Raw genomic sequence first — 13,360 nt, 5'->3', positions numbered from 1 at the left:
ATCGCCATGGCAAGCCTGATCACCTGTCCGCATTGCGGCGTTCGTCCCAAGGAAGAGTTCAGCATTCGCGGCGATGCAAGCCCGATCCGTCCGGCACCGGGCGCGCCTGACGATGACTGGGTTCGTTATGTCTTCATCCGCGACAATCCAAAGGGGCGGATCGTCGAGCACTGGCACCATTCGAGCGGCTGTCGCCGTTGGCTGGTGGTCGAGCGCGACAATGCTGGGAGCCACGAGGTCTACAGTGTGACGGATGCGAGCGATTACGCGAAGGAGGCCGCGCGATGACCGGTTCCCGGCTTTCCTCCGGCGGGCTTGTCAACCGCGCCCGCACGCTCTCCTTTTCGTTCGATGGGCAGACCTATACCGGCTATGAAGGCGACACGCTGGCCTCAGCGCTGCTCGCCAATGACCAGTTGCTGGTCGGACGCTCCTTCAAATATCACCGCCCGCGCGGCATCGTGACGGCAGGTGCGGCAGAGCCGAATGCGCTGGTGACGATCGGCAAGGACGGTCGCACCGAGCCGAATACACGCGCCACTGTCGCCGAGCTTTATCATGGACTCGAAGCCAACAGCCAGAACCGCTGGCCGTCGCTCAAATACGACATCGGCTCGGTCAACAGCCTGTTGTCGCCATTTCTCTCGGCCGGCTTCTACTACAAGACCTTCATGTGGCCTAAGGCCTTCTGGGAAAAGCTCTATGAGCCGATCATCCGGAAAGCGGCTGGCCTTGGCAAGACGCCGTTCATCGCCGATCCCGATCGCTACGAAAAGGCCTGGGCGCATTGCGACCTCCTGGTGATCGGTTCCGGCCCCGCCGGTTTGATGGCGGCGCGGGCTGCGGCGCGCGCCGGGCTTCGCGTCATTCTGGCGGATGAAGGCTTTAGGCTTGGCGGTTCGCTGCTCAACGAACGGGTGACTGTCGGCGGCGTGCCGGCGGCCGAGTACGCCGCCTCCGTCGTCGAGGAGTTGAAGAGCCTTTCCAATGTCACGCTGATGCCGCGCACCACCGTCTTCGGCTGGTATGACGACAATGTCTTTGGTGCCGTCGAAAAGGTGCAGAAGCATGTCGCGCAGCCGTCGAGCGAACTGCCGGTCGAGCGTGTCTGGCGTATCGTTGCCAAGCGGGCGATCCTGGCCTCCGGCGCCGAAGAGCGGCCGCTGGTTTTCGGCGGCAACGACAAGCCGGGTGTGATGACCTCGGGCGCGGTTAGAACCTACCTCAATCGCTATGGCGTGGCCGCAGGCCAGAACGTCGCCATCTTCACCAATGGTGGTGCGGGCTATCGTACGGCTGCCGATCTGGTGGCAGCCGGGGTGGGTGTCGCTGCTATCATCGACGGGCGGGCACAGTCTTCTGATATTGCGCCCTCCGGCGTGCGGGTTATCCGTGGCGGTTCGGTTGTCGATACCAAGGGTCATCTCCGCATCAAAAGCCTGCTCGCCGAACGTGTCGGCCATCAGGAAGAGATAGCCTGCGATGCGCTTGCCATGAGCGGCGGCTATAGCCCGATCGTGCATCTTGCCTGCCAGCGTGGCGCGAAGCCCACCTGGTCGGACGAGCATCAGGCCTTCCTGGCGCCGGATGTGGGGCAGGGGCTGCGGATTGCCGGTTCTGCGGCCGGTCATGCCTCGCTTGCCGCCGTCTTGCGCGACGGTGCGGACAAGGCACACGAGGCGATCGGCGATCTGGGTCGTCTCGTCGGCAATGTGGATGTGCCCGAAGTCGAGGGCGAATACGACGCGAGCTTCGCGCCGCTCTGGTACGTGCCGGGCGCCAAGTCCAAGGCCTTCGTCGACTTCCAGAACGATGTGCATGTGAAGGACCTGAGCCTTGCCCAGCGCGAGGCCATGGGTCACGTCGAGCACACCAAGCGCTATACGACCGGCGGCATGGCGACCGATCAGGGCAAGCTCGGCAATGTCGCAACCATCGGCATCATGGCCGGCATGCGTGGCGTGTCGCCTGCCGAGATCGGCACCACGACCTTCCGGCCCTTCTACACGCCCGTTTCCTTCGGGGCGATGGCGGGCACCTCACGGGGTGAACATTCGCGGCCCGTGCGCACCTCACCGTTGCATGGCTGGGCAAAGAGAAACGGCGCCGTCTTCGTCGAATCCGGCCTCTGGTATCGCTCTTCTTGGTTCCCGCGCGATGGCGAGAAGACCTGGCGCGAAGCCGTTGACCGCGAAGTCTTGAACATCCGCGCCAATGCCGGCATCTGCGATGTCTCGACGCTCGGCAAGATCGAGATCTTCGGCAAGGACGCGGCGGAATTCTTGAACCGCGTCTATTCCAACGCCTTCCTCAAGCTGCCGGTCGGCAAGGCGCGCTACGGGCTGATGCTGCGCGAAGACGGGATGATCTTCGATGACGGCACGACGAGCCGGCTGTCGGACGAGCATTTCTTCATGACCACCACGACGGCCTATGCCGGCGAGGTCATGACGCATCTCGAATTCTGCGCCCAGGTTCTCTGGCCGGATCTCGACGTCCGTTTCGTCTCCTCCAGCGATCAGTGGGCGCAGATGTCGGTCGCGGGTCCCAAGGCTCGGATTATCCTCGAACAGATCGTGGAAGATGATATCTCCGACGAGGCCTTCCCGTTCCTGTCTGCCCGCGAGGTGCTGCTCAAGGGCGGCTTGAAGGCGCGGCTCTTCCGCATTTCCTTTTCCGGCGAACTCGCCTTCGAAGTGGCAGTGCCCGCCAATTACGGCGAGGCGGTTGCCGATGCGATCATGGCGGCCGGTAGGCCGCATGGAATCTGCGCCTACGGCGTCGAGGCACTCAACGTGCTGCGCATCGAAAAGGGTTTCATCACCCATAGCGAAATCGACGGGCGCACGACGCCGGACGATGTCGGCCTCGGCAAGATGTTCTCGACGCAGAAGCCCGACTTCATCGGCAAACGGCTGTCGAGCCGCTTTGGGCTGACCGCGGCCGATCGTCCGCAACTCGTCGGCTTGAAGCCGGTGGAGCGTGACAAGACATTCGCCGCCGGCGCGCATCTCCTGAAGGAGAACGTCAAACCGTCGACACTGAACGATCAGGGCTGGGTGTCCTCCGTCTGCCATTCGCCAACGTTCGGCCACACGATCGGCCTCGCCTTCCTCAAATCCGGCCGCGAGCGGCTGGGCGAGAAGATCGTCGTCTGGGACGGCTTGCGCGGTTCGGAAGTGCTGGCCGAGGTCGTCAGCCCCGTCTTCTACGACCCCGACAACAAGAAACTGAACCTGTGAGGATCCGACCATGCCGGTGACCTATGCCGCCCGTCACGTGCTCGAGGACCACATTTCCGGTTTCGAAGCGACGCCCAATCCGCATCATCTGGCGATCCTGCGGGCCGTTTCCGTCTTCTCCGTGCTCGCCCATCCGGGGCATGAGGCCGATATCGAGGAGGCGCTGACAAATCTCGAAGACATGGCAGTGCGCGTCTGCGGACCGGGCGAATGGCTCGTCGTCAGTGAGCTCGTTGCCGCGGACACGATCGCGCGGCAGCTGGCAGACTTCGGGGCGACCCGCGCGTCTTCCGTCGACCAGAGCGACGGACGTGTGGTTCTCAGCATCGCTGGCCCGCGTGTCAGGGCGATTCTTGCCAAATGCACGGCGCTCGATCTTCACCCCGATCTGTTCGAGATCGGCCAGTCGACCAATTGCCAGATCTGCCATGTGACTGCCAATCTTGCCCGGACAGGCGAGGACACGTTCGAGATCATCGTCATGCGCAGCTTTGCCGGCTTCCTGTTTGATGAGGTCTGCGAAATGGGGCGGGAATTTGCGCTGACGGCGGGGTTTGCGGCTTAAAGACCCGCGAGCGGCGCGATCGCGACCCTTTTGATTGTTGCTGTGAAGGCTGGCTTCGCCACAATTTGGAAGACATGCTCTGCTTGGTTGCTCTTCTGAGTAGTCATTCTCTGGAGCCGTGATGTTATTTGCCCCTGCACCGCCGCCTGATGCGCGGGTCTGACCATCGCAGTCGGAACGGAAGGAACGTCGACGCGGTGCCTCTAGCCGCGTCTTTGCTGCTCCATCTTGGTGTGCTCGCCATCCTTCCTCTGAGGTCTATTCCGCCTCGACTGGCTGTCGACCCGGAGCAGCCCATAGACGTACACATCGTCACGCAGCCTGTGGCTCAACACGTTCCAATCGGCTTGTCGACGGCGGAGGATGCGATGTCACAGGACCCGCCCGGGCACCAAACGGCGGCGCCTGACGAACTTCAACCTGTCGGGGAAGAGCCAGCCATGGTGAAGCCCCGGAAGATGTTGTCCGAGAGCGTCCTGGATGATCGCCGAAGCGTCGGCGTTCGTAAGGCGCTTTCGGAGCTGGCTCCCGCCGAACGGGTGGAACAGCTTTGCAATCTCGAAGCCATGGCGCAGGTCGCGGAATGGAACGGTGATCTCAGACCCGATCGAATCATTGCGTATGCCATGGCCGTCACCCACTTCAATGGGACCTCGTTCACTGCGGAGGGGGCGGCGCTGCACAGCCGTGAAGACTGGTACAAGTTGCAATTCAAATGCGATTTGACCCCCAACCGACAGAAGGTGGTTGCTTTTGAGTTCCAGGTCGGCGAGGCAATCCCCAGGGAAGACTGGCAGGAGTTCAGTCTTCCAGACGAGGGCGAGCCGTCAGACTGATCAGGGTGTATGTGCTGCCTGTCTTGGTTCGGATGCAGAAAATGGCCTTTTGGTGGGACGCGGTGTGAACCATTGGCAGTCCGTTTTCGTTGCCGCTTCAGAGTAACCGGGGCCTGCCGCATGTTTCACCTGATGTTTTCGCTGCCATGGCTGATCGTGGCGACCCGCTTCATCGGCCCCTTGCCGTGGCCCTGGTGGGTCAAGGTTCTGCTCGCCGTCTTCCTGCTGTTTGCCTCGCAGTATCATCTGTTCAGCCGCTTCACCTCCGGGTCGGTCTTCGCACCGGAATTCCCGCGGCCACTGGTGATCGCCTTCAATCTGTTTTTCGGGGCGATCGTGCTGCTCGCGGCAATGCAGGTGGTGCTGGATCTTGTCAGCCTCCTGATCTTCGCGGTCACCTGGAGTTTTCCGGCGGTACCACCCGGTGTGCGCTATGCCATGGGTGCGTCCGCCCTGATTCTCGCCGTCTTCGGGATCAGTCAGGCGATCCGCGTGCCGCCGATCAAGCGGATCGAGGTCTCGATCCCGGGGCTATCGCCCGCGCTTGATGGCTATCGCATGGTGCAACTGACCGACATGCATATCAGCCGCCTCTTCACGGCAGGCTGGGCAAGCGCCGTCGTTGAGAAGACCAATGCGCTTGATGCCGATCTGATCGTCATCACTGGCGATCTGATTGACGGAAGTCTCGACATTCGACGCGAGGATATCGCGCCGCTTTCCGACCTCAAGGCGCGTGACGGCGTGCTAACCGTGCCGGGCAATCATGAGTATTTCTTCGATGTCGATCGATGGCTTGGGCATTTTCCAGCGCTCAACATGCGCATCCTCGCCAATGAGCATCACGTCATCGAACGCGGCGATGGCCGGCTGGTGATTGCCGGCGTGACGGATCTTTCGGCGCGGTTCACCGGGGCGGTGGAGCCGGATCTGGCGCGGGCGCTGCACGGTGCGCCGGCAGATGCCCCCGTCATCCTGCTCGACCACCAGCCGCGCATGGCGGAACGGGCCGCAGGGCACGGCATTGCCCTGCAGCTCTCCGGCCATACCCATGGCGGCATGGTGCGCGGCCTCGACCGAATCGTCGCCCGGGCGAACAATGGTTACGTCTCCGGCTTTTATCAGGTCGGGGATATGAAGCTCTACGTCAACAATGGCACGGGTCTGTGGCCGGGCTTTGCCATACGCATCGGCGTGCCGGCGGAGCTGACCGAGTTCACGCTGCGGTCTTCGGCACAGCGCGCGGGCGTGCGGTGAGTTGGTACTGTCAGCCAACGTTCATCGATCACGGCTGCCATGGCGTCACATAGTGGCGATTTGGTTCTATGCTGGTGCCGCACCCGAAGTTGGTAGTCGTCCTCGGCTGTGCTAAGCTTCTCGCGAAAGGGTAAGCTTCATGTCGAAATCAGCCTCTCTGACAATCACATTGCCTGATGACATGGCCGAGTTGGTGCGTGCCAAGGTCGCGTCCGGTGCATTCGCAAGTGAGGTTGACGTCGTGGAGGAGGGCCTGCGGACACTTGTAGAGAGGGATAAGGGAATCGAGCGCTGGCTGCGAGATGATGTTGCACCGGTCTATGATGCCTACAAGGCTGATCCATCAGTCGCTCGTTCCGTCGATGATGCTTTCGATGACCTCGACGTGTTCATGGCCAGAACCGAAGGTCAGGCTCGGTGAAGCGCTATGCCGTTCGGCTGATGCCTGCGGCTGAAAACGATCTTCGTGCCATTTATCGTTATGTCCTGAAGGCCAGCAGATCCCAGCAAGTCGCCCGCGCACATGTCACCCGTATCCGTCGGTTCCTGGACGGTTTTCAGTCCTTTCCGATGCGTGGAAGCTTGCGGAACGAAGTCCGCGATGGCCTGCGTATCTTGGGTTTCGAGCGTAGCGTCAGTATCGCCTTTCTCGTCGAGACGGATGAAGTCATCATTTTGCGGATTGCCTCACGGCCAGCAGGTGGAACCCTGAGGGCTTGCCCACGCCGCCCAGAGAACACTGCCTATCATTGATGCGACATGTTTCGTCGCAGCATGGTCTTCTGGCTTTCACGCGCGCAATCTAGCTTTACCGGATCAATCTTTGCTGCCAAGGGGAGCGTTTTCCATGAAGAGCCATACACGTGTCGTCGTCATCGGCGGGGGTGTCGTCGGGTGTTCTGTGCTTTACCACCTGACCAAGTTCGGCTGGACAGACGTTGTGCTGCTTGAGCGCTCGGAACTCACCTCCGGCTCCACGTGGCATGCAGCGGGCGGCATGCACACGATCAATGGCGATCCGAACGTCGCCAAGCTGCAGAAATACACGGTCGAGCTCTACAAGGAGATTGAGGAGTATTCTGGCCAGGACATCGGCCTGCACATGACCTCGGGCCTGATGCTGGCCGCTACCAAGGAGCGCTTCGACTGGATGAAGTCGTTGCTTGCCAAGGGCAAATATGCCGGCGGCGAGGCGACGCTGATTTCGGCGCAGGAAGCCCATGAGATGATGCCGCTGCTCGATCCCAAGCAGTTCGTCGGCGCTGTCTTCGATCCGCATGAAGGTCATCTCGATCCTTACGGCACCACGCATGCCTATGCGAAATCGGCGAAGAAGAACGGTGCCGAGATTTACCTGCACACCAAGGTCGAGGATCTGGTGCAGTTGGAAGACGGCACCTGGCGGGTGATCACCGACAAGGGCGAGATTCGCGCCGAGCATGTCGTCAATGCCGCCGGTCTCTGGGCGCGCGAAGTGGGCCGCATGGTCGGGCTGGAACTGCCCGTGCTTGCCATGGAGCACATGTATCTGATCACCGAGGACATGCCGGAGGTCATCGACTTCAACAAGACGACGGGCAAGGAGCTGATGCATTGCGTCGACTTCGATGGCGAGATCTATATCCGCCAGGAGCGCAACGGCATGTTGATGGGCACCTATGAAAAGGACTGCCGCCCCTGGTCGCCGATCGAGACGCCCTGGACCTTCGGCCATGAACTGCTGGCGGAAGACCTGGAGCGCATCACCAATGAGCTCGAGGTCGGCTTCCGGCATTTCCCAGCCTTCAACAATGCCGGCATCAAAAAGATCATCAACGGCCCCTTCACCTTCTCGCCAGATGGCAATCCGCTGGTCGGTCCGGTGCGGGGCATGACCAATTTCTGGTCGGCCTGTGCCGTCATGGCCGGCTTCTCACAGGGCGGTGGCGTGGGTCTGGCGCTTGCCAACTGGATCATCGAGGGCGATCCCGGCTTCGATGTCTTTGCCATGGATGTCTGCCGCTATGGCGATTACGCGACGCTTGCCTATACCAATGCCAAGGTGCGGGAAAACTATTCCCGCCGCTTCTCGATCCGTTATCCGAACGAGGAACTGCCCGGCGCGCGGCCGCTGCTGACCACGCCGATCTACGACAAGCTCAAGGCCGCCGGTGCCGTCTTTGGTGCGTCTTATGGACTGGAAACGCCGCTCTGGTTCGCGCCCGACGGCGTCGAGGACAAGTTCTCCTGGCGCCGTTCGACCGATTTTGAGGCCGTCGGCCGCGAAGCGAAGGCCGTGCGCGACAGCGTGGGCCTGATGGAGACCTCGGGCTTTGCCAAATACATGGTGAGCGGGGAGGGGGCTAAAGATTGGCTCGACCATATGCTTGCCGGCAAGATCCCGGAAGTCGGCCGCATGGCGCTGGCACCGATGCTCAACGAAGCGGGCAAACTGATCGGTGACTTTACCGTCGCCAATATGGATGACGAGGATTTCCTGGTGATCGGCTCGGGCATCGCCGAGGATTATCACATGCGCTGGTTCGAGGAGCATCTGCCGGATGATGGCTCGGTGGATGTCGAGCCGCTCAATCTCGGTCTGCTCGGCCTGTCGATCGCCGGACCGAAGGCGCGCGACGTTCTGGCCAAGCTCACCCATCTCGACGTTTCCGACGAGGCCATTCCCTTCATGTCGATCCGCGAGATGGATCTTGGCATGGCGCCGGCGATCGTTGGGCGTGTCAGCTATACCGGCGATCTCGGCTACGAGATCTGGATGCGGCCGGAATACCAGCGCTACCTCTTCGAGGCGATCATGGAAGCCGGTGCCGAGTTCGGGATCTCCCTCTTCGGGCTTCGGGCGCTCAATTCCTTGCGTCTGGAAAAGGCTTTCGGCAGCTGGTCGCGTGAATATAGGCCGCTTTACGGTCCCTATGAAGCCGGTCTCGGCCGCTTCGTGGCGCTGAAGAAGCCGGCAGACTTCATCGGCAAGAAGGCGGCGATGGAAGAGAAACTGTCGGGCGGAACGCTCCGGCTGAAGACCTTCATCATCGAGGCAAAGGATGCCGACGTGATCGGCGACGAGCCGATTTCCTTCAACGGCGAAGTGTGCGGCTGGGTCACATCGGGTGGTTTTGCCCATACCAGCGGCGTGTCGGTGGCGCTCGGCTATGTTCCCAAGGAAATTGCCGAGGAGACAGAGGGCTGGGCTGTGGAAATTCTTGGGGACATCCTGCCGGCCCGCCTGCAGCCACAGCCGCTTTTTGACGCAAATGGGTCGCGAATGAGAAACTGAACCAATTCCGGCAAAAATGGGCTTGCATTAGTGCACGTTCACGTTCAGCAGGTCGCCTCCGGTGACCTGCTGATTTCATAGCCTTTTTCTGCCGCTTTTTTGTGTTCCCTGATCGGAGCGCCGCCAAACTGTTGGCAAACGGTAACAATTTGTCCACCTTTTGCCTTTTTGGCTTCACATTTTCCGACAAAACGATATGGAATCCCCCTCATACCCATGGCTGCATGGGACAACAAAATGAGACGCAACATTCAGGCGCGTCCGGGGGATAATATATGGAGTACTTCATCCAGCAGCTCATCAACGGGCTGACTCTTGGATCCATCTATGGCCTCGTGGCTATCGGCTATACGATGGTTTACGGCATCATCGGCATGATCAACTTCGCCCATGGCGACATCTTCATGCTTGGCGGCTTTGCCGCTCTGATCGTCTTCCTCGTCCTGACAACCTTCTTCGCCGGCATTCCGGTGGCGCTTGCGCTGCTGATCATGCTGGTGGTGTCCATGCTGATGACGGGGTTGTGGAACTGGACGATCGAGCGAGTGGCCTATCGTCCGCTGCGCGGCTCGTTCCGCCTGGCGCCGCTGATCACCGCGATCGGCATGTCGATCGTGCTTTCGAACTTCATCCAGATTTCGCAGGGTCCGCGCAACAAGCCGATCCCGCCGCTGGTCAGCGACGTCGTGCACATCGGTAACGTCACCATCGCCTTGAAGCAGGTGATCATCGTCGTCATTACGGCGGTGCTGCTTGCAGCTTTCTGGTACATCGTCAACAAGACCCCTCTTGGCCGTGCCCAGCGCGCGACCGAACAGGACCGCAAGATGGCCGCACTGCTCGGCGTCGACGTCGACCGCACGATTTCCGTCACCTTCGTGATGGGGGCTGCACTCGCGGCCGTCGCCGGTACGATGTATCTGATGTATTACGGCGTGGCCTCGTTCAACGACGGCTTCATTCCCGGCGTCAAGGCTTTCACCGCCGCGGTTCTGGGCGGTATCGGCTCGCTGCCGGGTGCCGTTCTGGGTGGTTTGCTGATCGGCCTGATCGAGTCGCTGTGGTCCGCTTACTTCAGCATCGCCTACAAGGACGTCGCAACCTTTGGCATCCTTGCATTCGTGCTGATCTTCAAGCCGACCGGCATCCTCGGTCGACCGGAAGTCGAGAAGGTTTGATCCGATGACAACATCCGCACATGCAAACGGTGCCGCTTCGTCCGGCACGATGGCGCGCGCGCTGAAGGAAGGCCTGTTCGCCGGCATTCTGTCGCTCGGCCTCTTCATCCTGTATATCGGGATCAAGACCGACCAGAACATGGCCAACGAGCTGATCTGGTACACGCGCCCCGGCCTCCTGGCCGTCTTCGTCGGCATTGCCGCCGTCGGTCGCTTCGCGCTCGTCGCCTTTGTCTATCCCTGGCTCGCCGAGCGCAAGGAAAAGAAATCGGCTGCGATGCCGGTGCACGACATCGACGCCCAGCCCAGCTTCTTCAAGACGCATTTCCTGAAGATCGCACTCGTAGCGCTCATTCTCTACCCGCCGGTCATCGTCTACCTCTCCGGCACGCAGGGCGCACTGAAATATGTCGATAACTTCGGCATCCAGATCCTGATCTACGTCATGTTGGCCTGGGGTCTGAACATCGTCGTCGGTCTCGCCGGCCTGCTCGACCTCGGTTACGTCGCCTTCTACGCAGTCGGTGCCTATTCCTACGCGCTGCTTGCTCAGAACTTCGGCCTGTCGTTCTGGCTGCTGTTGCCGCTCGCCGGCATTCTGGCCGCCTTCTGGGGCATCATCCTCGGCTTCCCCGTGCTGCGGCTCAAGGGCGACTACCTTGCCATCGTGACGCTTGCTTTCGGTGAAATCATCCGACTGGTGCTGATCAACTGGCAGGAGGTCACCAAGGGTACCTTCGGTATCTCCAGCATTCCGAAGGCGACGCTGTTCGGCATTCCCTTCGATGCCTCGGCCGGCGGCTTTGCCAAGACCTTCGGTCTTCCTATGTCGTCTGCCTATTACAAGATCTACCTCTTCTACGTGATCCTGGCGCTCTGCTGCCTGACCGCCTATGTGACGATCAGACTTCGGCGCATGCCGATCGGCCGCGCCTGGGAAGCTCTGCGTGAAGACGAGATCGCCTGCCGTTCGCTCGGCATCAACACGGTCACCACCAAGCTCACCGCCTTTGCGATCGGTGCGATGTTCGGCGGTTTTGCCGGCTCCTTCTTCGCTGCTCGCCAGGGCTTCGTCTCGCCGGAAAGCTTCGTCTTCCTCGAATCCGCTGTCATCCTGGCCATCGTCGTTCTCGGCGGCATGGGCTCGCTGACCGGGATCGCGGTCGCTGCGATCGTCATGGTCGGCGGCACGGAAGCGCTGCGCGAAATGGAGTTCCTCAAGCACATCTTCGGTGAAGACTTCACGCCGGAACTCTACCGCATGCTGCTCTTCGGTCTGGCCATGGTTGTGGTCATGCTGTTCAAGCCGCGCGGCTTCGTCGGCAGCAGAGAGCCGACGGCCTTCCTCAAGGAGCGCAAGGCCGTCTCGGGCAGCTTCACCAAGGAGGGTCACGGCTGATGACCTCCGGGAACACGACAATGAGCAATGACACCATCCTGAAAGTCGAGCATCTGTCGATGCGCTTCGGTGGTCTGATGGCCATCAACGACTTCTCGTTCGAAGCCAAGCGCGGTGAGATCACCGCGTTGATCGGCCCGAACGGCGCTGGCAAGACGACCGTGTTCAACTGCATCACCGGCTTCTATCGGCCGACGATGGGCATGATCACGCTGACCCAGAAATCCGGCGAGCAGTTTCAGCTGGAACGCCTGCCCGATTTCGAAATCCCGAAAAAGGCGAAGGTCGCGCGTACCTTCCAGAACATCCGGCTGTTTTCGGGCCTGACGGTTCTCGAAAACCTGCTGGTTGCCCAGCACAATGCGCTGATGAAGGCATCCGGCTATACGGTGCTCGGCCTGCTCGGACTGCCGGCCTACAAGAAGGCTGCAGGCGAGGCGATCGAGAAGGCCCGCTACTGGCTGGAGAAGGCCGATCTCATCGACCGCGCCGACGACCCCGCCGGTGACCTGCCTTACGGCGCTCAGCGTCGTCTGGAAATCTGCCGGGCCATGTGCACCGGTCCGGAACTGCTCTGCCTGGACGAGCCGGCCGCCGGTCTCAATCCGAAAGAGTCGCTTGCGCTCAACACGCTGTTGCGCAGCATCCGGGACGAAGGCACCTCGCTGCTCCTGATCGAGCACGACATGTCCGTCGTCATGCAGATTTCCGACCACGTCGTGGTTCTGGAATACGGTCAGAAGATCTCTGACGGTACGCCTGACCATGTGAAGAACGACCCGAAGGTCATCGCGGCCTATCTGGGTGTCGAGGATGAAGAATTGGACGAAGTGATCCACGAAGTCGAAGCGATTGCCGGAGGAGAAGCCTGATGTCCTCTGAACCGCTTCTCCAGGTCTCCGCCGTCGAGACCTACTACGGCAACATCCGTGCTCTGGCCGGGGTCAATGTGGAAGTGCACAAGGGCGAGATCGTCTCGCTGATCGGTGCCAATGGCGCCGGCAAATCCACCCTGATGATGACGATCTGCGGCAGTCCGCAGGCTCGCTCCGGCCAGGTGATCTTCGACGGCGAGGACATTACCAAGCTGCCGACGCATCTGATCGCCCGCCGCCGCATTGCCCAGTCTCCGGAAGGGCGCCGCATCTTCCCGCGCATGACCGTCATGGAAAACCTCCAGATGGGTGCGGGGCTCGACAATATGAAGTTCTTTGCCGAGGACGTGGAGAAAGTCTTCACGATGTTCCCGCGCCTCAAGGAACGTCAGGCCCAGCGTGGCGGCACCCTGTCGGGTGGTGAACAGCAGATGCTGTCCATCGGCCGCGCGCTGATGTCGCGTCCGAAGCTGCTGCTTCTCGACGAGCCTTCGCTCGGTCTCGCACCGCTGATCGTCAAGGGCATCTTCGAGCAGATCAAGCGGCTCAACAAGGAAGAGGGGCTGACCGTCTTCCTCGTCGAGCAGAACGCATTTGCGGCACTCAAGCTCTCCGACCGCGCTTATGTCATGGTGAACGGCAATGTCACCATGAGCGGAACGGGCAAGGAACTGCTCGCCGATCCGTCGGTCCGGGCGGCCTATCTCGAAGGCGGCCATCATTGAGCGCGCGGA

At 61.0% G+C, this 13,360-nt stretch carries 13 protein-coding genes; 12 read left to right on the top strand and 1 reads right to left on the bottom strand.

Annotated features, from left to right (window positions below; all coding sequences use genetic code 11):
- Positions 1 to 6: 6 nt before the first annotated feature.
- From ASE36_RS12415 to ASE36_RS12380, 8 genes are all read left to right on the top strand, one after another.
- Entirely contained in the window at positions 7 to 288 is a 282-nt protein-coding gene (locus ASE36_RS12415) for a sarcosine oxidase subunit delta (RefSeq protein WP_062279739.1), read from the top strand.
- Positions 285 to 3,242, top strand: a complete 2,958-nt coding sequence (locus ASE36_RS12410) for a sarcosine oxidase subunit alpha family protein (RefSeq protein WP_062279736.1) — start codon at positions 285 to 287, stop codon at positions 3,240 to 3,242. Before ASE36_RS12415 ends, ASE36_RS12410 begins: the two co-directional genes overlap by 4 nt.
- Before the next feature lie 10 nt (positions 3,243 to 3,252).
- Entirely contained in the window at positions 3,253 to 3,807 is a 555-nt protein-coding gene (locus ASE36_RS12405) for a sarcosine oxidase subunit gamma (protein WP_062279734.1), read from the top strand.
- 440 nt (positions 3,808 to 4,247) lie between these two features.
- A complete protein-coding gene (locus tag ASE36_RS12400) occupies positions 4,248 to 4,643 on the top strand; it encodes a DUF930 domain-containing protein (protein ID WP_062281319.1) in 396 nt (131 codons plus the stop codon).
- A 120-nt stretch (positions 4,644 to 4,763) separates the two neighbouring features.
- Positions 4,764 to 5,900 carry a metallophosphoesterase gene (locus tag ASE36_RS12395; RefSeq protein WP_062279732.1) on the top strand — a complete coding sequence of 379 codons (1,137 nt, stop codon included), beginning with the start codon at positions 4,764 to 4,766 and terminating at the stop codon, positions 5,898 to 5,900.
- Positions 5,901 to 6,039: 139 nt separating this feature from the next.
- A complete protein-coding gene (locus ASE36_RS12390; protein WP_062279730.1) occupies positions 6,040 to 6,321 on the top strand; it encodes a type II toxin-antitoxin system ParD family antitoxin in 282 nt (93 codons plus the stop codon).
- Positions 6,318 to 6,653 (top strand): type II toxin-antitoxin system RelE/ParE family toxin, encoded by a 336-nt coding sequence (locus ASE36_RS12385; protein ID WP_082511040.1) that lies wholly within the window; start codon positions 6,318 to 6,320, stop codon positions 6,651 to 6,653. The genes ASE36_RS12390 and ASE36_RS12385 overlap by 4 nt, the downstream gene beginning before the upstream one ends.
- Positions 6,654 to 6,747: 94 nt before the next feature.
- Entirely contained in the window at positions 6,748 to 9,174 is a 2,427-nt protein-coding gene (locus ASE36_RS12380; protein WP_062279728.1) for a GcvT family protein, read from the top strand.
- 44 nt (positions 9,175 to 9,218) lie between these two features.
- Here ASE36_RS12380 and ASE36_RS22600 read toward each other — a convergent pair whose 3' ends face one another.
- Complete coding sequence (locus tag ASE36_RS22600) at positions 9,219 to 9,425, bottom strand: hypothetical protein (protein WP_156378641.1); 207 nt, start codon at positions 9,423 to 9,425, stop codon at positions 9,219 to 9,221.
- 24 nt (positions 9,426 to 9,449) lie between these two features.
- Here ASE36_RS22600 and ASE36_RS12375 point away from each other — a divergent pair, with 24 nt between their 5' ends.
- The 4 genes from ASE36_RS12375 to ASE36_RS12360 are packed head-to-tail and all read left to right on the top strand — an operon-like array spanning position 9,450 to position 13,351.
- The gene (locus tag ASE36_RS12375; RefSeq protein ID WP_062279726.1) at positions 9,450 to 10,352 is read left to right on the top strand and encodes a branched-chain amino acid ABC transporter permease; all 903 of its coding nucleotides are present in this window, start codon (positions 9,450 to 9,452) and stop codon (positions 10,350 to 10,352) included.
- Between the two features lie 4 nt (positions 10,353 to 10,356).
- Entirely contained in the window at positions 10,357 to 11,751 is a 1,395-nt protein-coding gene (gene livM / locus ASE36_RS12370; protein ID WP_062279724.1) for a high-affinity branched-chain amino acid ABC transporter permease LivM, read from the top strand.
- Positions 11,751 to 12,623 (top strand): ABC transporter ATP-binding protein, encoded by an 873-nt coding sequence (locus ASE36_RS12365; protein ID WP_062279722.1) that lies wholly within the window; start codon positions 11,751 to 11,753, stop codon positions 12,621 to 12,623. The genes livM and ASE36_RS12365 overlap by 1 nt, the downstream gene beginning before the upstream one ends.
- Positions 12,623 to 13,351 (top strand): ABC transporter ATP-binding protein, encoded by a 729-nt coding sequence (locus ASE36_RS12360; RefSeq protein WP_062279720.1) that lies wholly within the window; start codon positions 12,623 to 12,625, stop codon positions 13,349 to 13,351. Before ASE36_RS12365 ends, ASE36_RS12360 begins: the two co-directional genes overlap by 1 nt.
- The last annotated feature ends 9 nt before the right edge of the window (positions 13,352 to 13,360 follow it).

Origin of the sequence: Rhizobium sp. Root274, assembly GCF_001429245.1 — a bacterium.
Lineage (GTDB): Bacteria > Pseudomonadota > Alphaproteobacteria > Rhizobiales > Rhizobiaceae > Allorhizobium.
Note: the sequence above shows the minus strand (reverse complement) of the source record. Positions and strands in the feature narration are given on the sequence as shown.

Coding starts and splice junctions, on each gene's coding strand:
- ASE36_RS12415 (WP_062279739.1), top strand. CDS start 7: ATGGCAAGCCTGATCACCTGTCCGCATTGCGGCGTTCGTCCCAAGGAA.
- ASE36_RS12410 (WP_062279736.1), top strand. CDS start 285: ATGACCGGTTCCCGGCTTTCCTCCGGCGGGCTTGTCAACCGCGCCCGC.
- ASE36_RS12405 (WP_062279734.1), top strand. CDS start 3,253: ATGCCGGTGACCTATGCCGCCCGTCACGTGCTCGAGGACCACATTTCC.
- ASE36_RS12400 (WP_062281319.1), top strand. CDS start 4,248: ATGGTGAAGCCCCGGAAGATGTTGTCCGAGAGCGTCCTGGATGATCGC.
- ASE36_RS12395 (WP_062279732.1), top strand. CDS start 4,764: ATGTTTCACCTGATGTTTTCGCTGCCATGGCTGATCGTGGCGACCCGC.
- ASE36_RS12390 (WP_062279730.1), top strand. CDS start 6,040: ATGTCGAAATCAGCCTCTCTGACAATCACATTGCCTGATGACATGGCC.
- ASE36_RS12380 (WP_062279728.1), top strand. CDS start 6,748: ATGAAGAGCCATACACGTGTCGTCGTCATCGGCGGGGGTGTCGTCGGG.
- ASE36_RS22600 (WP_156378641.1), bottom strand. CDS start 9,425: ATGTTGCGTCTCATTTTGTTGTCCCATGCAGCCATGGGTATGAGGGGG.
- ASE36_RS12375 (WP_062279726.1), top strand. CDS start 9,450: ATGGAGTACTTCATCCAGCAGCTCATCAACGGGCTGACTCTTGGATCC.
- livM (WP_062279724.1), top strand. CDS start 10,357: ATGACAACATCCGCACATGCAAACGGTGCCGCTTCGTCCGGCACGATG.
- ASE36_RS12365 (WP_062279722.1), top strand. CDS start 11,751: ATGACCTCCGGGAACACGACAATGAGCAATGACACCATCCTGAAAGTC.
- ASE36_RS12360 (WP_062279720.1), top strand. CDS start 12,623: ATGTCCTCTGAACCGCTTCTCCAGGTCTCCGCCGTCGAGACCTACTAC.